We start from the raw sequence: 17962 nt of genomic DNA, 5'->3' as shown, positions 1-17962 counted from the left end.
CGGTCAGCGCCGCCGGGCTGACAATCCCATCACACCTCGCACAGGTGGATCACGTCCGTGGTGGCCACGCACAGCAGCGCCGTCTCGCGATGGACCGCCCGTATCGCAACTTGACCGACCGGTCGACCCATCAGCCACCCGAACGCCCCTCAGTTATCGACGCTGTGGCCGTCATTGGCCGCCGCCGCCTCAACCTATGATCATCGAGCATCAGCCCATTTCGGATGAGAAGCGGTCACGTCCGGCCATTCTCACCCAGACCGTCGACCCGAAAGGCCCCCCGCATGTCCTACCGTCGCCTCATCGGCGCGATCGCCATCTCCATCACTGTCGGAGCCGCCGCAGCCTGCGGTCCGGCGACCGAAGTGGCGACAGTCGGCGAGCCCGCCGCCGCGGAAGCGCCGGAATCGAAGACCGAAAGCCAGCCGGAGGACACCGAGGAACTCCTGATGGCGGCGTTCGGTCAAGCCATCACCTGGTCAGACGGGGTCGAAGTCACCGTCGGCGTGCCAACACCAGTTAACCCTTCGGAGTACGCGTCAGGCCACATCTACGGCGAGGCGTACTCGCTGGAGGTCAGCATCGCGAACAACAGCGAAACTCCGGTCGACTCCTTCCTCATGATCACTGCGGCTTCTGGCAATCAGGAAGCCGAGCGGATCTTCGACGAAGAGTCGCAGTTCGGCACCAATGAACAGCCCGTCCTACCCGGTCGCAGCACCAAGTTCACCGTTGGCTTCTCCGCCGACGGCCCCCTGGACCTGGTCACCGTGCAGCCCGGTTTCAACCACAACCCTGGCCACTTCGAGCCCGCGAGCTGACACCGGACCCAGTTCAGTCCGCTGTCGCTCCAAGGCGACGCTGGCGCAAGTACGCGACAGGCGCGGCAGCCACCTTCGCTGGTAGCTGCCGCGCCGGCCCGCACGCTGCACCATTCACTGGTACGGGTCGGTGCCGTTGACGGCACGCGCCGATTCCCGCACCCCGGGCCGGGTCAGCGCCTGTTTGTAGATCGCGATCGCCACCATCCGGCCGTCGCGTCCACCGCCGACGATCGTGGCGATGATGCCGATCACCGGCGACTCGTCGCTGTCGTGGCCGTAGCGGATGTCGGAGACCCGTACCCGCATCGAACAGTCGCCGTACACCCAGTCGGCTTTGCCCAGGTGCAGTGTCTCACCGATCCGCAGCGGCTGATCAGACATCGTCGTCGTCCTCCCCGTGTGGGTGGCCGTCCGACATCAGCCCGGACAGCTGCAGCACCGCCCGCACCCGCTGAGCCTTGCCCGGGTCCCAGCGGTCGAGGATGACCAGCGACCGCAGCATCGGCCGGCACGGCGCGGCGACGTCACAGGTGCGGCATTCCCCGAACCGCGCCGACGGCAGGTGTTCGGCGATGTCGATCCGCGCCCGGCACACCGCCTGCGCCACCACGGTGTCGCCGGGGTCGAGCGCGGCGTCGATCGCGCCGGTCAGAGCGGGGTCGACCGCGCGGGCGGCGGTCAGCCGGAAACGGGGGTCACGGCCGATGTCCGTCTCCCCCGGCGTCCGTCGCGGCAGCGGCGGCCGGTTGGGGGTCGCATCGGTACGCCGTGGCGTCCCGATCGACGTGTAGCGGGCCAGCCGGGGCGTCCCGCCGATCCCGTCGTTCCTGTGCACCACCAAGATCCTCCTTGGATAGCCAATGAGTCGTGACATCCACCCTGGACTCGTAGTCGTGGTCGGCGAAACCGCATCGGCGAGCACGTGCACGCCGGGAGTCCGATGCCGGGAACACCAGCCACCGCGAGGGAAACTGAGGGATGCGAAAGACTTGCGATTAGTAGCGCCCATCTGATAGCAACACAAAGATCAATTATTGATTTGATCTTGAAGTTATCCACAGGGTCGCAATCCATGCTGGACACCCCGGCACTCGCGGAGGAACATGAATGGCGACCACACGTTATCGGGGGCACCTGCAGCGCCGCCTCTGCCACGTGTGCACGAGGAAACCGAGGGATGCGAGGGGTTGTGAGCGGCAGCGAGTATCTGATATCGGAGCTACGGCGGGTGCGCGAGTCGATGGGCCTCACCCAGGAGTCGTGGGGCGAGCGCGTCCACTTCTCCGCGAAGCACGTCGGCTCCATCGAGCGCGGCGAACGCCCCGCTCTGCCCAACTACCTGGGCATGGTCGACAAGGTGTTCGGCACCGCCTTCATGAAGTTCTACCGCGAGTTCGTCATCGGCGAACACGCCCCCGTCTGGTTACGGCCGTTCATCGAACACGAGCAGCAGGCCAGCTTGCTCCGTGTCTTCCAACCACTCGCAGTCCCCGGTCTACTGCAAACCGAGGCGTACGCGAAAACCATCATCACCGCCTACGGCGCAAGGGAGGAAGACCTGGAAGCCGCGCTCGGCACGCGACTCACCCGGCAGGAAATTCTGCACCGCAAACCTGACCCCTGCCAGCTCGTCGCAGTGATGGACGAGTGGATGCTCCATCGGGAGATCGGCGGGCCGGAGGTCATGCGGGAACAATTGCTCGCGATCCTCGCCGCAAGTGAGTCACCCAGCATCCGGGTGCACATCGTCCCGACGAGCGCGGGTGCCTATCTCGGACTCGATGGCCCCTTCACGCTCGCGACAGTCGACGGCAGATCAGTCGGCTACCTGGAAGGCCACCTCAAAGGTCGCGTCGTTGAAGGATCCGAAGACACCGCAGACCTCGAACGGACCTGGGAGGCTGTGCGGGAGTACGCTCTGCCAGGAAACCAGAGCCGCGACGTGATCATGAGGATGGCGGAGAAGTGGACATGACGGCTGCACGTTGGCACAAGAGCACGCACAGCGACACCAGCGGCTGTGTCGAGGTGGCCGAGAACGTTCCGGGTCGGGTGTTCGTCCGGGACACCAAGGACCGCGACGGAGGCACCCTCGCCTTCGCTCCGGCTGCCTGGCGGTCGTTCCTCGCCGAGATCACCGTCAACCGCTGAACCACCGGCCAGCCGGCAACTGACCGGCCCGGCCACCGGCGCCACCGTAGCCCCTTGTCCGGCCCACGACGCGGGCCGGACAGGGGCTGACGCCGTACCGCCGGCCAATCTCACACGTTCATCAGCAGCAGCATCGTCGCCATGCCGGCGCTCATGACGCCGTAGCTCAGCAGATGCAGTCGATGGTTGGACGTCGTCGCGGCACGGTACAGCCACCACAGCGCCCCGGCCGCACTCAGGACCACGAAGACGACGTTCGTCAGGTCCGCCCACGCCGGAGTCGGCGTGGGCGTCGCCCCAGCCGCGGCTACCCCGTGCACGTGCCCGGAGCCACCGCCGATCCCCATCTCCGACATCAGGGTCGGCATCGCCGCGAGCATCCAGATCATCACCACGTTCTGCGTGACGTGGCCCAGCACGTCGACCCGCTCCGAGGTGCCACGCGCCCGCAGGTACGCGGGCAGCAACGCGAAGGCGAGGATGCCGAAGACGGCGACCTGCGCCCAGGCGAACACGCCATCGACCATCAGCCAGGCCATCAGGATCATCGCGGCGCTCATCACGGCGTGGTTGATATCGATCAGTTCCGCGTCGGAAAACGCCTGCTCGCGCGACACACCACGGCGACGAACTGCCAGGTCACCGACGCAGACGAGCCCGGTCAGCAGAAAAACGATCGTCAGGACGGGAACCCAGGGCGTCTCCAGCACGACTCTAGCTAGTACCACAGGACGCGCCGCCGAACAACGCGCTGATCAGGGGAAGGGCCCACCGCGATGACCACCGTAGAAGCCGAGACACCGCCCTCCGGGGATACCCCGCCCGGGGAGGCACCCCCGTCCCCGGCCCGGCCACGGAAGACCAACTGGTTCGCCGCGTTCTGGCGCTGGCACTTCTACGGATCCGTACTCGTCATTCCCGTGCTGTTCTGCCTTGCCGTCAGCGGCATGACCTACATGTTCCGGGCCGAGGTCGACTCCCTGGCCCATCCCGGGGTGCTGCAGGTGCCGGTTGCTGACGGCGCGCAACGAGCGGCGCTGTCGGCCCAGGAGGCGGCCGTTCGCGAGGCGTTCCCGGACCGCCCCATTCTGTCCGTGCAGGACGGGATCGGCGACCGGGCGACCCTGTTCGTCGCGGAACTCGAAGGCGGCGGCAGCACCAACATCTACGTCGACCCGTACACCGCCACGGTCACCGGTGAGCTCAGCCAGGACCAGCTCATCTCCACCTGGGCCGAACGCATCCACGGCGACCTGCTGATCGGCGACGGCGGCATCGGTGACCGCATCGTCGAGCTCGGTGCCTCCTGGGCCATCGTGCTCACGATCACCGGTTTCATCATCTTTTTCCTCGGCCGCCGCTCCCGCAGCGGCGCACAGGCGAAGGGCAAGCGTGGTGCCCGGCTCCGCAGCTACCACGCCCTCGTCGGGCTTCCCGTCGGCCTCGGCATCCTGCTGCTCGTCGTCTCCGGCCTGCCCTGGACCGGCGTGTGGGGTGCCCAGGCGCAGCAGCTCGCGGTCAGCGGTGGCTCCGGGCTGTGGGGCGCGGACCCTGGTGCCGAGTCCACCATCCGGCAGCAGATCGAGGACGCCGACGGTCAGTCGGCCCCTGCCGGGTGGGCCTCCGGCAACGCCCCGCAAGGCAGCAGCACCGGCGGCGGCACCCCGATCCCGATCGACCGGGCCGTCGCCGCCGCACAGTCGCTGGGTGCCCCCGGGCCGTACCTCATCCTGTACCCGGAGGGCGAGACCGGGGTGTTCAGCGTGATGAGCAGCCAGTGGTACGACGTCGGCAACCCCGCCGAATCCGACGTGACCCAGGAGACGACCATCCACGTCGACCAGTACAGCGGCGACGTCGTCGGCCAGTACGGATACGACGACTACAGCGCGATGGCGAAGGTGGTTTCGCAGGGCATCGCCCTGCACGAAGGGCGCCGCCTCGGCACCGTCAACACGATCATGTCCACGCTCTTCTGCCTCGCGGTGATCTTCATGTGTGTCACCGGTCCAATGATGTGGTGGACCCGCCGGGGCACCGCCGCCGGCCTCGCCGCGCCGCGTGCCAAGCTCCCGGTCTGGGGCAACTGGACGCTGCTCGCCGCGATGGCCGTACTCGGCGTCTTTCTGCCCTTGTTCGGTCTTTCGCTACTGGTCATCCTGGCGCTGGACCAGTTCCTCATCCGCCGGGTGCCCGCGCTGAAGTCCTACTTCGGCACGGTCTGACCGAACAGAGGTGTTATTCATGGTTCGTCGTACTCCATGATCGGACGGATCTCGATGGTGCCGCGGCGGGCACCCGGGCAGCGGGTCGCCCAGCTGACCGCGGTGTCCAGGTCCGGCAGGTCGACCAGGTAGTAGCCGCCCAGGATCTCCCGGGTCTCGGCGAACGGACCATCGGTCACCAGCTGATCGCCGCCACGCAGCCGTACCGTCGTCGCGGTCTGCACCCCTTGCAGAGCCTCGCCGGAAATGAACGCGCCTGCGGCGGTGAGCGCCCGGTCGTACGCCCAGTACTCGTCGATCTCCGCCTTGATCTGCGCCTCGTCGGTCGGGTCACTGGCCGGGTCACCGTAGATCAGGAACATGTACCTCATCCGAACTCCTCGGTCGCGTGTCAGGTGCGGTACGGCGTACCGCCGCCCGGAACAACGACGAACGGCGACTCCCCGGATCGACCGGTTGCCCGGTCTCCCCCTCCGGCCGAACCGACGTGGGCCCCGGTGGCCGTGGCCCGGGTTACGGGTCACGGCCACCGGGGCCCGGGACGGTAAACGTCAGTCGGCGGCGGCCAGCCGGTAGGCGTGGATCACCGTCTGGGTGAACGTGTTGCCCTGGCGGTCCTCGGCACCGATCCGCAGCGACACGTACCCGTCACTGTCGGGGTGCTGCACCGTGGCCACCCAGTTGCGGCCGTCGGCCCGCACCGACGCCGGCAGCCAGGTGGTGCCGTCGTCGTAGGAGACCTCGACCGACAGCGCGTCCAGGTTGACCGTGACGCCGGTCTGCCGACGGATCGTCACCGGGATGTCGACCTGCGCACCGGCAGTGGCGTTGCCCGCTTCGTCGAGCGGCGGCGCGGGGCGGGCCACCATCACCGGCAGCTGGCGCCAATCGTCACCGTTGACCCGCCCGGACTGGAACGTCCAGGCCAGGTTCACCTCGGTGGCGAGGTCGCTGACGTCGCGGGTCGCGGAGGTCTCCAACCGGTACTCGGCCTGCCCGGGTGGCACGACGAAGTAGCCGAACCCGCCGACATCCCACTCGTCGACGAGCGCGCCGTCGCGGTAGAGGGCCGTGCGTTCGGTCACCGACGTCGAGATGCCGGCGTGTCCGGCGGCGTCACCGAACAGGGGCACCTCGGCGACGATCTCGTCGCCGAGCCGGCTGACCCAGCCGTACGGCGAGGTCGTCGCCGGCATGGCCGGACCGAACGGCGGCAGGTTCCAGGTGTCGGTGTGCCGGCCGCCTGCGGTGTACGCACGGGCCGGTTCGAACAGGAACGACACCAGATCCAACCAGCCGTCCTCGGCCGGGTTGGAGAAGTACAGGTCGGAGAACCAGCTGGCCTGCTCGGCGCTGTACCACTCGATCCGCTCACCCGGGACGGCGACCTCGGTCAGTGAGCCGAACGACGCCAGGGACGGGCTGTCGAACGTGGCGGAGATCAGCCGGTCGGTGACCTCCCCGGTCTTGACGCCCCCGAAGTCCTGGCGGACCCGGGCCAGCTCGGCGGCCTGATAGTCCTTCTGGTAGCCGGTCGGGAACGTGCCGCTGAACATCTCACCGAGGGCGTACGCGTACGGGCTGTCGGCGAAGCCGCCCTCGCCGTCCGGTTTGTACCAGTGGTGGGAGATGGCCGAGTTCAGCCAGGAGGCGGGCTCCGTACCGAGATTCTTGGTCGACACCCCGTCGAAGCTCGGGAACGACGCGCTGACGCTCAGCGCCCCGGCGTCCGCCTCGAAGGCCACCGAGACATCGACGGTGTCGGTACGGGCGTTGGCCTGCGGGACGGTTGCGCTGACCGGCTCGGACTGGCGCGCGTCCAGGGTGACCGTGGCCTCCTCGGTGAGGTTCACCTCGGGTTGCACGAGCACCGCGCTGGCGAGGGGGTCCCCGTCCTCGTCGAACTCGTCGATGCTGCTGAACAGACCGTAGCGGCCCTTGGGCACCCGTACGGTCGCGGTGCCGTCCGGGTCGTAGACGAGGTCGGCGTAGTCGGTGTCCAGTCCGATGAGGGCGGTGAAGTGCTCGGTCGCCGGCTCCCCGGACGAGTCGAGGTGGGCGACGGTGAGGTCGTAGCTCTCGACCTCGCGGTGCACCCCGACCGGGGTGACGACGCGCGCCGGCCCGGCGGTGGCGACCAGGTGGCCGCTGTAGAAGCCGTCGGCGGTCTCGACCCGGGTGTCGGCGGTGACGTCGACGCTGGCCGTACCGCCGGCCGGCACCTGCACCTGCGCGGCGCTGGTGGTGAACATGCCGGTCGGGACGCTCGCGCCGGACGGCCCGGTGATCTCCCAGGCCAGGTCGAGGGTGACCGGCGCGGTGCCGGTGTTGCGGTAGGTGACGGTCCGGGTGATCGGCTCGTCGTCGTGGTGCGGCCAGATCGCCCGGCCGAACGAGACACTGGCCGGCTCGGCGGTCACCGTCTGGGTGATGGCACGGGCCACGTCGACCAGGCCGGCACCTTGGCCGTACGCACCGGTTCCGGAGTGCGGTGCGGCGGAGCCCATCAGGGTGGACTTGAACTGCGGGGCGGTCCAGTCCGGCTGTTGCTGGGCGAGCAGCGCGACGGCGCCGGCGATGTGCGGCGCGGACATCGAGGTGCCCGGCGCGGAGACGTAGTGCTCGTCGATCGGGACGTTGAGGGTGGTGCCCTCGGCGCGGGCGGCGACGATGTCGACACCGGGCGCGGTGATGTCGGGTTTGACGGCGTCGTCGCCGACCCGGGGGCCACGGCTGGAGAAGTAGGCGAGTGAGCCGTCGCGGTCGACGGCGCCGACGGTGAGGGCCGCGTCGGCGCTGCCGGGTGAGCCGACGGTACGGTCGGCACCGGCGTTGCCGGCGGAGATGACGAACAGGGTGCCGGTCTGTGCGGTGAGGGTGTTGACCGCCTCCTCGAGGGGGTCGATCTCCGGTCCGTCGCCGCCGCCGATGCTGATGTTGACGACCGGGACCTGCTTCTCCACGGCGAGCCAGTGCATCGCGTCGATCATGGCGGAGTCGTCGCAGAACGAGCCGGGGCAGACCTTCGCGGAGATGATCTTCGCGCCCGGCGCGACGCCCCGGTACTTGCCGCCGGAGGCGGCACCGCTGCCGGCGATGATCGACGCGACGTGCGTACCGTGGCCGGCGGTGTCGCCGTCGGCCGGCGCGTCGGTGAAGTTGCGCGACTCGATGACGACGTCGGCCAGGTCGGGGTGCCCGGAGTCGACGCCACTGTCCATGACGCCGACGGTGACGCCGGCGCCGGTGAACCCGGCGTCGTAGGCGGCCGGCGCACCGATCTGGGCGACGCTGCGGTCGAGCAGCAACTCGCGCTTGCCGTCCAGCCAGATCCGATCGATCCCGGCGTCGGAGGCCCGGGCGGCACCGCCGCCGGCCACCGTGGACCACAGGTCGGCGATGGTCGCCTTGTCCGCGGTGACCGCGGTGCCGTCGATCGCCGGCAGGTCCCGTTGCACCTCGACGCCGTCCGGCTGGGCCGCGCCGCGTGCCGCAGCGCCGTCGGAACGGGTGAGGATCAGCGGCAGGTCGGCACGGGCCGCGTCGTGGTAGCCCCATTCGATCAGCTTGGTGACGTTGAACAGCCGCCGGTCCAGGGTGCCGCGCCCGACCAGGTCGACGGCGTCACGCGGGAGGACGTGCAGGTCCCCGTCGACGCGGTAGGTGCGGAACTGCATGCCGGCACGGCCCTGGCCTGCTCGCAGGGCGACCGCACCGGCTCCGGTGACGGTGACCTGGTCACCGGTGATCAGGGTGACGGTGGTGCGCTGGCCGGTCGGCGACTGTCCGGCGGAGGGCCGGCCAGCACCGTCACCACCGGTCGGCGCGGCCCAGCCGGGTTGCCCCGCCCCGAACACGAGTACGGCGGCCAGTCCGGCCGCCGCAAGTCTTCTCGATCGTGTCACCAGTACCTCCCCATTGGACGTCTATCAGGACGTCGGGTGGACGCGAAACCTAAGAGTTACACAGGCGACACTTGTAACGTAACCCCTGAATGAAACTTTCTATCACAAAACCCTGCTTTTAGGACTTTTCACAACCAAGTTGCCAGTGGACGGTTGCGCGACGGGCGAACGGACCACGACCGCTGTACGGAAACCCCCCAGAACAACGGCCGGGCGTGAACCGAACACCTCGCCCCGTCGTCCTCGCGGTGAGATCGCCACCGCGACGAGGAGCCCCCGTGAGACTGACGACCAATGCCCGCCGGGTCATCGCTGGGGCGGCGTTGTCCGCCGCAGCGCTGTGCACCATGGCAGCCTCGGTCCAGTTCGCCCCCGCCAACGCCGCCGGCATGCTGCGCGGCGCCGACATACCGACCGAGGACCAGCAGGCCATCGTCGCCGCCGCCGGGTCCTGCCCGACCCTGACCCCGGCCCGGCTGGCCGGCCAGCTGATGACGGCGTCGCAGTTCAGGTCCGAACCGGTGCAGGCCGTCAGCGCCAGCGGCGGCAAGGGCGTGGCCGGGCTGACCGACCCGGTGTGGCGACGCTGGGCACCCTGGCCACAGGCGGAACTCGCCGACCGCGACGCCAGCATCCACGCCCTCGCCCGGCACATGTGTCAGCTGGTCGGCCAGCTGCGGGTCGAGCAGGTGCCCGGTGACCCGTGGCAGCTGGCGCTCGCCGCGCACCAGCTCGGTGTGCCCGAGGTGCGCGCGGCCGCCGGAGTGCCGAGCGCCACCGGCGACTACATCGACACCGTCGAGCGCTACACCCAGTGGTACGCCCTCTACCCGGCCTTCGGCGGCACCGGCACTCCCGAGCCGACCCCGACCGCCGTACCGACCACCCCCACGACCCTGAGCCGGGCCGCCCCGGTCGCCGTACCCGACGAGTACCTCGCCGCCGTCCTGGCCGCCGGCAGCATCTGCCCGACGGTCACCCCGGCCCGGGTCGCCGCCCAGATCATGGCCCAGTCCGGCTTCGACCCGAACCTGCTCGGCCCCACCGGCGGCCAGGGCATCGCCCAGTTCCTGCCGCAGGTCTGGGTCCAGTACGTCCAGACCGCCGGCGACGCCACCCCGTGGGACGCCGAGGTCGCGATCCCGGCGCTGGGCAGCACCATGTGCCGGCTCGTCGACGAGATGGCGTCGCTGAGCGACGACCCCTACCCGTTGGCGCTGGCGGCGTACCACTGGGGAGCCGGCACCATCCAGGCCGCCGCCGACCTCGACGGCTCGTCGACCCTGGCCGCCTTCACCACGCTGGTACGCGAACACGAGACGTTCTACGCCGCCGACGCGCGGATCGGCGGTGCGACGCCGCCGGCCAGCCCCAGCCCGTCCGGTACGCCGCCGCCGGCCGCCGCGCCGGAAGCCACCGTGGCACCGGCCCCCGGCCCGACGCCCCCCTCGAAGGCACCAGCGGCGAACACTCCGGCGCCGAAAGCCACCACCCCGCCTGCGAAGACCCGGTGGCAGTTGGTCAGCCACGCCTCCGGCAAGTGCCTGACCCAGCATCACGGGCCCGACACCGAACGGTCCACCCCGTTGACGATCGCCACCTGCACCGGCGCCGACAACCAGCTGTGGGAGTTCCTGCCCGACGACACCATCCGGTCCCAGGGCATGTGCATGGACCTGACCAACGGTCGGACGAATGATCTCACCATCATCGGCAGCACCCGGTGCAACGGCTCCGCCGCGCAGCGCTTCCACCTCAACAGCACGGACGCCCTGACCTCGCTGAAGGCGTCCGACGAGCGCGGCAAAGGGATGTGCGCCGACGTCTACGACGGCCGCACCGCCGACGGCAGCCAGGTGCTCCTCTGGCCGTGCACCGGCCAGGCCAACGCGAGCTGGAGCCGCCGCTGACCGGCTGATCCACTCACCCGTACGGCGCGACGGCCGGGTTTCGGATACCCGAACCCCGGCCGTCGCCGTGCCCCCGCTGAGCCGGCCGTACCACCGGGCGGTCAGCCCGGCGGTGGCGGCACCCCGGGGGCGGGCCGGCCTGCGGACAGATCCAGCACCGTGGTCACCTGGGTCTTCGCCGACGTCGTCGGGGCCGTCGGACCGGCACCGTCGGGGTCGGCGGTCGAGCCGTCCGGTACCGCACCCGCCGGGCCGGCAACGGTCACCTCGTCGGTGCCGCCGGCGGCCGACCGCGCCGAACCGGCGGTGACCTTGTCGCCGGTGACAGCGCCGGCCTCCGCGTCGACGGTGCCGTCAGCGAGGTCGTCCGCCGGTGCGCCGAGTCGGCGCCGGGCCCAGAACAGGGCACCGAGGATGACCAGCACCACCGACGCCACCGCCAGCGGCCAACCGGAGGCACCACCGGTCCCGCCGTCGCCGGCACCACCGGCCCGGGCCTGGGTCGCCACACTGACCGCCGCGACCGGATCGACGCTGCCCCAGCCCAGCTGGTCGTCACGCTCGGCCGCGGACGCCAGCTCCGCGGTGTCGCTCAACCGCTGCACCACCTCGGCGGCGGTCAGCTCCGGCTGGGCGGCGCGCAGCAGCGCCGCGACACCGGCCACGTACGCCGCGGCGTACACCGTCGCCGCACGCGGTTCGACGCCGGTCACCGCCGGTGCCACCACATCGACCTCGCCGGCCGGATGCTCGGCCACCGGCGCACCCTGATCGTCGACGGCGGCGACCCGCAGCACCGCGTCCGGCGGGCCGGGGGCCGGTTCCAGGTCGGCACCGACCCTGGCCGGCACGACCACCACGCTGTCGTGCTCGGCGGCGGTGGCGATCGCGTCGGTGACCTGCGGGTCGGACAGGTCGACGTAGCCGCCGACCACCACCACCTCGGCGCCGGTGGACAGGGCGACCTCGATCGCCGTCACCTGGTCGGGAATCCGGGCCTGGCCGGCGGTGTCGACCAGCCGTACCGGTAGCACACCCGCCTCCGGTGCCACCCCGCTGCGGGATCCGGCACTGAGGTCGGCGGCGACGATCCCGGCCATGGCGGTCCCCGTACCGAGACAGTCGGTGCCGGCCCGCCCGGCGCCGGTCACGATGTCCGCCCCGGCGGTCACCCGACCGGTCAGCTCCGGCAGCGTCGCGTCCACCCCGGAGTCGACCACTGCGACGGTCACCCCGGCACCCCGACTGCGTGACCACACCTCGTCGAGCGCGGGCCACGGCTGCCCCCAGTCGATCAGGCTCGCCTGGCAGCCCGAGGTCAACCAGGGCAGCGCGCCGGCGGCCACCGTACCCGGCGGACGGCTCGCACCGGCCGACGGCGAGGCCGACGGGGTCGGAGTCGGGGTCGCGGTGGGCGACGGCGCGGCGGTGCCGGTCGGCTGGCCGGCACCCGGCTGGGCGCCACCCGGTTGGCCGCTGGCCCCGGGCTGCGGTGACGACGGGGCCGGACCGCCGCCGGTCGGGGTCGACGGACGCGGCGTCGGATTCGCCGGTGCGGTGACGGGGGTGAGATGGCCGTACCGCACGCCCTCGCCGACCGCGTCCCAGGGCAGGACCAGCTCCCAACCGGCCCGCAGCACACTCGGGTCCACCAGGGCACCGCCGGTCGGCTGCGGCCGGCCGGCGTTGAGGTCGAAGATGTCGGTGGCCCGGTCGGCGTCGCCCAGCAGCCGGCTGGCGATGAGCCACAGATTCTCCGGCCGCCCGTCGACACTCGCCGCCACCACGTAGTACAGCTGGTAGCTGCCGGTCGGGCCGGGTTCCGGGGCCGACCGGTGCACCGGTGCGGCGGCGACGGCACCACCTACGGCACCGGCCGGTCCGGCGACGCCGAGCGGGCCTGCGGCCATCACGGCCAGGATCAGGCCGAAGGCGACCGGTACGCGGACGCCGCGCATCCTCATCAGATCGTTCCCTCCCTTGTCGGTGCCGGGAATCCGGCGATCCGCTACGGCATGGACGACGGCGCGATGTCCTAGGTTCACCACCATTAGGGAAGTGCATCGTGAACCTTTGCACCCGCTGCTTCGTCCCAGCGTTGGCAGATCGTTCATGGCTGGCGGGTGCACCCGCCAGCGGCGGGGGTGGGCATGCGGCACCGGTCACAGGTCCGTCACGCGTTGTCGACGCTCGCGGTCCTGATCGTCGCCGTCGCGGCGGGCGTGGCGACGGCGACCGTACCGCTGGGGTGGGGCGAGGTCCGGCCGGCCGTCGCCGCGCCGGCGCCCGGCCCCGTCCCCACCCAGGACGCATCCGCCGGGCAGAACGTGCGCTACTACGTCGTCGATCAGCTCCCCGGTGGTGAACGGGAGTTCCTGTTCGCCATCGCCGCACGCACCCTGGGCGACGGCCGCCGCTACCCGGAGATCTTCGAGCTGAACGTCGGGCGGCCACAGCCCGGCGGTGCAGAGTTGACCGATCCGACGATCCTGGAGCCGGGTTGGGTGCTGGTGCTGCCCGACGACGCCCGGGGACCGGGGGTGCGGTACGGGCCGCTGCCGGTGGCCGACGGGTCGCCGGCCATCGTCTCGGGGCAGCCGCCCGCCGACGCCGTACGTCAGCCCGACCGCGAGTCGGAGCTGCTGCTGCGCGGCGGGGCGGCGATGATGGCGGTCGGGCTGTTCGCGCTCGCGATCCTGGTGCTGCGCCGAGGCGGCGGCAACCGCCGGCTCGCCCGGCAGGCTCGGCCGGCGCGGCCGGCGCGGCCGTCGACCGCGACGAGTCGGCAGGCGACCGCGACGACGCCGTCGGCAGCCCGGCCGCCGGCCGTACCCGCGCCATCGACGACCCGGCAACCCGACCGACCGCCGGCGAGGACGATCCAGCCGGTGGTCGCTGCGAGCGGTGACCCGCCGACCGTCGCGACGCCGGCGACCGTCGCCGACCCGGTACCCGCCGCCCCGGACGAGGTAGCCCCGGACGTCGTTGCCCCGGACGTGGTGACCGAGACTGCGGCCGTACCCGGGCTGGTGGTCACGACGACGGCGCCGACCGGCACGACAGCGACAGCGACGGACCCGGTCACACCGGCCGGCGACGAACGGCGGCTGCCGCACCTCGAGGTCGAGTTGCGCGTCGGCGACGATCCGGCCGTCCTGCGGCTCACCGGCATCCGTCGGCCGCGCGCCGGCACCCCGTACGGGTGGTGGCCGGCCGGGCAGAACCACGCCGCGCCGCCGGTCGCGACGGCGATCCCGGTAGGCGTCGGCCCGGACGGACAGTTCTGGATCGACCTGCGGCAGGCACCCGACGTGCTCGCCGTCACCGGCCCTACCGCCGCCCGCCACCGGGCGGCCCGGCTGCTCACCACCCGGCTGCTCGCCGCCGGAGCCGGGGTGACCGTCGTCGGTGACGGGGTCACCGCCCTGCCGCAGGGCTGTCGTCGTTACCCTGCCGACGTGACCGCGCTCGTCGACGACGTCTCCGCGTCGGAGGCGGTGACACTCGTCGCGGAACCCGCACCCGACCAGCTGGCGGCGATCCTCGCTTTGGCGCACCGCACGGATGCCGCCACCGTACCGGTCGTGGTCACCGCAGGGCCGCCGGCCCGGTGGACCCTGCAGATGGTCGATGGCTGACCGCGACGGGCGCCAGCCGCTCACGCAGCGCCTGCAGGGCGTAGAAGGTCCGGGACTTGACGGTGCCGACCGGCACACCGAGCAGCTGCGCGGTCTCCTCACCGGAGCGTTCCCGCAGGTAGACCTCGACCAGGACGGTTCGCAGCCGGTCCGGCAGGGAATCGAGCGCGGCGTGCACCACCCCGGCGTCGAGCAGGCGTTCCACCGGGTCGTCGGTGTCGGGGTGGTCGTCGAGCAGCTCACCGGCGAGTTCGACCGGCCGGGTGGTCCGCAGGTCGTCGATCGCCACGTTGCGGGCGACCGTGTAGAGCCAGGACCGGCGCCACTCGCCGGTGCCGGTCCGCGACTCCGGCCGGCGCCAGGCCCGCAGCAGGGTCTCCTGCAGCAGGTCCTCGGCCCGGTGCCGGTCACCGTTGGTGAGCCGGATCAGGTACCGCAGCAGCCCTGGCGCCTGGCTCTCGTACAACTCACGCAGCTGCGTGTCGGCGCCGGCAGTTGCCGACGCCGACTCCGTCGCGGCGCTGATGTGCACCGTCATCGTCGATGTCGTCCTCGCGCGGGTGGAAGCCCCCCGGTGACAGTATGGACGGATCAGGCGCACGGCAAGCTGGTGTGTCCGATTACCTCAGCCAACGCGGCAGCGGTCCCGTTTCGACACGAGTTGTTAACCGTCGACGGCCTGCCGGTCGGGACCCGCCGTGGTATGGATGGGCCCTGATGACTCCGGGACCGCGCACACCACCGCCGATCAGCGACACCGACCCGTACCGTGTCACGCTGACGACCACCACCGGGGGCGGGCTCGCCGACCCCGCCCGGCCGCAGACGGCGCTCAGTGCCGGGGAACTGGCCCGCACGATCCTGCGTCGCGGTGGCGGTCGGGACGTCCAGGTGCTGGTTCCCGACGGTGCGCAGCACGCCGCCCTGCTGCAGGCACTGGCCGACCGGCTCGGCCGCGACGTGCTGATGGTGCCGGCCGGCGCGACCACGACCGGAGCCGACACCGCGACGCCGGTGGACCGCACCACCGGCGCCGTCGTCGACTGGCTACTCGTCCAACCACCGTCATTGGCGACCAGCCTGCCGGGCTGGTACGACCTCGACGGTGGCCGGATCCGCCACCGCCGAGGCTGGGCGGCGCTGCCGCTCGCCCGGGGCCTCGCCTTCACCACCCGGGAGGCGTTCCCGCTCGCCCGGGCGGCTGCCGCGAGCGTCGGGGTCGGACATCCCGCGATGGCGACCGTCGCGTTCAGTGTCGACGACGCCGCGCCGCTGCTGTGCGGCTACGACGGTGTGCGCGTCGCCGCGTCCGGCACCGATCTGGCGGCCGCGCTGTCCGCCGTCGCCCTGTACGGCGGTGACCTGCGGGTGTGGCCGCAGGTGCCTACGCCGCCCCCTTCTCAGGCCGACACCGACGGCAACGGCGACGGCGACCCGGAAGGCGCCGACCCTCGCACCGGCCGTCTCCTGGGAATCCGGGTCGACCCGGCCGACCGGCTCCGGCACGTCGGCCTCGGCGCCGAGGTCACCGACGGCCTCGCGGTCCACCTGACGGAACTGGCCGCCCGGGTCGGGGCCACCGTGTGGGCACCCCCGACCGGCAGCCGGGTCGTCCTGCTGGAAGGGGTACGCGACCTCGCCGTCCGTGACCGGGACGGTCGCCTGCGTAGCTGGCAGGCGTACCGGCCGCCCGGACCGGACCGGCCCGACCGGTTCTGGTCCGATCGGGACGGACGGCTCGTCCCGGTCGGCGGCACCATGGACGCGGCGGTCGGCCCCACCGGCGAGGACCAGCCCGGGCCTACCGCCAGCGGCGTCGAACTCGTCAGCGTCGCCACCGATGCCCGTCCGGCGGCGTTACGCCGATGGGCCACGGTCCGGCGCCGCGACGGCCTTTTCCGGATGGAGCTGGCGGTGCTGGACGACGGACGGCTGGCGGCGCGCCACGGCGACGGCGGGCTGCTCGCCGTCGGACCCCGGGAGTTCCGGGCGCTGCTGCGCCGGGCCGGCTGGACGGGGCAGGACCTCGCCCTGTTGACCCCGGTGCCACCCGAGCGGTTCGCCCAGCTCCGCGCCCACGTCACCGCGCTCGCCGACCAGATCCCCGCCGATATCTGGGCACCGGAGCCGGGTGCCCGACTCGCCGTGGTCGAGGGTCAGCCCCGGTCGCTGCGGGCCGCCGGGGCACCGGCCCGGTGGTGCCGGCTCGCGCCGGCCGCACCCGGCGCGACCGACCTGGTCACCGTCTCGGCCCGCTGGCGCAGCCATGACGGATGGCTGGTACCGACTCCCCCGACGCCGGCCGCCGACGGGGCCAGCGGCGGCCGTGTCACGGCCGGCACCTCCGCCGACCCGGCGCTGGACGATCCGGCACCGGACGCGCAGGCATCCGCCGACCCGACACCGGTCGACCCGCCGCCGCCGGGTCGACGCCCGCCGATGGTCTCCGCCGCCAGGGGCAGCCGGGCGCACGGGGTGAACTGGTTGCCGGAGCGACCCGACGTCAACGCGGAGACCTTCGACCTGTACGTCCCGGTCGCGCTGCCCGCCGCCCGGGTCGCCGCCGACGGGCTGCCCACCGCTGAGCTGTTCGTCGTCGGTCAACTCGATGCCGACCGGCTCCGGATGGCCCACTTCGGCGCTTCGGTGCTACGGGTGTCGGTCGCCCCGGGCGGGGCGGTGGCCACGACCGGGTTCACCGACACCGCACCCCCCGACCTGCGTCACCTGCTGCGCGGAGTCGACAGTTACCTGCTACCGGCCGGCTGGCTGGACCGGGTCCAGGTGGCGCAGGGCTGGACCCCGGCCGGCCCCGGCGAATGGCAGGCTCAGCCCGACGCGCCGCCAGCGGCGCTGCTGCTGCGCTGCACCGGTGCCCGGCACGGGGTCGACGGCCTGCCCAACGACGTGGTCCGCTGGCCGGCGGGACGCCGCGCCGCGACCGGGTACGCCGTACTGCCGACTGTCGGGGGCCCCGACGACGACCACCTGGCGGTCACCGGCTCCCGGCCGGCCGCACCCGCCGGCGCGGCGCGGCTGGTACAGCTGCGGATCGAGCCGGGTCAGGCGATCGACGTCGCGGCCAGCGCCGGCCGGATCGCGCCGCTGACCGCCGTACGGTCCCGACTCGTGACGCTCAACGCCGCCGGCGTCGAGGTTCTGGTGCCGCCGCGCAGCTACGACCGGGTCACCGTGACCCGGGTGTACGGCGCGGAGGACGGCCGCTGGGTCCTGCGTGCCCGGCGGGTCGAGTTGCCGCTGGCCACCCTGTTCACGCAGACCGGCTGACCGGCCGGTGTCTTGACGGCG

Annotated in this window: 14 protein-coding genes; 7 read left to right on the top strand and 7 right to left on the bottom strand. The window is 71.9% G+C overall.

Going from position 1 to position 17962, the window contains the following annotated elements; translation table 11 throughout:
• The first annotated feature begins 284 nt into the window (after positions 1 to 284).
• Complete coding sequence (locus tag ACN28F_RS31575) at positions 285 to 821, top strand: hypothetical protein (RefSeq protein WP_421361118.1); 537 nt, start codon at positions 285 to 287, stop codon at positions 819 to 821.
• A 114-nt stretch (positions 822 to 935) separates the two neighbouring features.
• Here the strand turns inward: ACN28F_RS31575 and ACN28F_RS31570 are convergent, their stop codons facing one another.
• Together ACN28F_RS31570 and ACN28F_RS31565 are read right to left on the bottom strand one after the other, a co-directional pair.
• Positions 936 to 1205, bottom strand: coding sequence for a hypothetical protein (locus ACN28F_RS31570; RefSeq protein WP_421361116.1), 270 nt, complete (start codon positions 1203 to 1205; stop codon positions 936 to 938).
• Positions 1198 to 1662 carry a hypothetical protein gene (locus tag ACN28F_RS31565; RefSeq protein ID WP_421361114.1) on the bottom strand — a complete coding sequence of 155 codons (465 nt, stop codon included), beginning with the start codon at positions 1660 to 1662 and terminating at the stop codon, positions 1198 to 1200. The genes ACN28F_RS31570 and ACN28F_RS31565 overlap by 8 nt, the downstream gene beginning before the upstream one ends.
• A gap of 351 nt (positions 1663 to 2013) precedes the next feature.
• Here ACN28F_RS31565 and ACN28F_RS31560 point away from each other — a divergent pair, with 351 nt between their 5' ends.
• The gene (locus ACN28F_RS31560) at positions 2014 to 2799 is read left to right on the top strand and encodes a helix-turn-helix domain-containing protein (RefSeq protein WP_421361113.1); all 786 of its coding nucleotides are present in this window, start codon (positions 2014 to 2016) and stop codon (positions 2797 to 2799) included.
• Entirely contained in the window at positions 2796 to 2975 is a 180-nt protein-coding gene (locus ACN28F_RS31555; RefSeq protein WP_421361111.1) for a DUF397 domain-containing protein, read from the top strand. The genes ACN28F_RS31560 and ACN28F_RS31555 overlap by 4 nt, the downstream gene beginning before the upstream one ends.
• A 110-nt stretch (positions 2976 to 3085) precedes the next feature.
• On the opposite strand, the gene ACN28F_RS31550 is transcribed toward ACN28F_RS31555, so the two are convergent.
• Positions 3086 to 3685, bottom strand: coding sequence for a DUF5134 domain-containing protein (locus ACN28F_RS31550; protein ID WP_421361109.1), 600 nt, complete (start codon positions 3683 to 3685; stop codon positions 3086 to 3088).
• A 66-nt stretch (positions 3686 to 3751) separates the two neighbouring features.
• Here ACN28F_RS31550 and ACN28F_RS31545 point away from each other — a divergent pair, with 66 nt between their 5' ends.
• On the top strand, positions 3752 to 5200 hold the full coding sequence (locus ACN28F_RS31545) for a PepSY-associated TM helix domain-containing protein (RefSeq protein ID WP_421361107.1): 1449 nt from the start codon (positions 3752 to 3754) through the stop codon (positions 5198 to 5200).
• Between the two features lie 17 nt (positions 5201 to 5217).
• Here the strand turns inward: ACN28F_RS31545 and ACN28F_RS31540 are convergent, their stop codons facing one another.
• Together ACN28F_RS31540 and ACN28F_RS31535 are read right to left on the bottom strand one after the other, a co-directional pair.
• On the bottom strand, positions 5218 to 5571 hold the full coding sequence (locus ACN28F_RS31540) for a YciI family protein (protein WP_289206077.1): 354 nt from the start codon (positions 5569 to 5571) through the stop codon (positions 5218 to 5220).
• A 180-nt stretch (positions 5572 to 5751) separates the two neighbouring features.
• Positions 5752 to 9105 (bottom strand): S8 family serine peptidase, encoded by a 3354-nt coding sequence (locus ACN28F_RS31535; RefSeq protein WP_421361105.1) that lies wholly within the window; start codon positions 9103 to 9105, stop codon positions 5752 to 5754.
• Positions 9106 to 9383: 278 nt separating this feature from the next.
• Here ACN28F_RS31535 and ACN28F_RS31530 point away from each other — a divergent pair, with 278 nt between their 5' ends.
• Positions 9384 to 11015, top strand: a complete 1632-nt coding sequence (locus tag ACN28F_RS31530; RefSeq protein WP_421361104.1) for a ricin-type beta-trefoil lectin domain protein — start codon at positions 9384 to 9386, stop codon at positions 11013 to 11015.
• 101 nt (positions 11016 to 11116) lie between these two features.
• On the opposite strand, the gene ACN28F_RS31525 is transcribed toward ACN28F_RS31530, so the two are convergent.
• Positions 11117 to 12979, bottom strand: a complete 1863-nt coding sequence (locus ACN28F_RS31525) for a S8 family serine peptidase (RefSeq protein ID WP_289206074.1) — start codon at positions 12977 to 12979, stop codon at positions 11117 to 11119.
• Positions 12980 to 13165: 186 nt separating this feature from the next.
• Here ACN28F_RS31525 and ACN28F_RS31520 point away from each other — a divergent pair, with 186 nt between their 5' ends.
• Positions 13166 to 14653 carry a hypothetical protein gene (locus ACN28F_RS31520; protein ID WP_289206073.1) on the top strand — a complete coding sequence of 496 codons (1488 nt, stop codon included), beginning with the start codon at positions 13166 to 13168 and terminating at the stop codon, positions 14651 to 14653.
• Here the strand turns inward: ACN28F_RS31520 and ACN28F_RS31515 are convergent.
• Positions 14604 to 15191 carry a sigma-70 family RNA polymerase sigma factor gene (locus ACN28F_RS31515; protein WP_289206072.1) on the bottom strand — a complete coding sequence of 196 codons (588 nt, stop codon included), beginning with the start codon at positions 15189 to 15191 and terminating at the stop codon, positions 14604 to 14606. The two genes, ACN28F_RS31520 and ACN28F_RS31515, sit on opposite strands and share 50 nt — an antisense overlap.
• A 179-nt stretch (positions 15192 to 15370) precedes the next feature.
• Between ACN28F_RS31515 and ACN28F_RS31510 the strand changes: the two genes are divergently transcribed.
• Entirely contained in the window at positions 15371 to 17941 is a 2571-nt protein-coding gene (locus ACN28F_RS31510; protein WP_289206071.1) for a hypothetical protein, read from the top strand.
• The last annotated feature ends 21 nt before the right edge of the window (positions 17942 to 17962 follow it).

The organism is Solwaraspora sp. WMMA2101 (assembly GCF_049179175.1).
Taxonomy (GTDB): domain Bacteria; phylum Actinomycetota; class Actinomycetes; order Mycobacteriales; family Micromonosporaceae; genus Micromonospora_E.
Note: the sequence above shows the minus strand (reverse complement) of the source record. Positions and strands in the feature narration are given on the sequence as shown.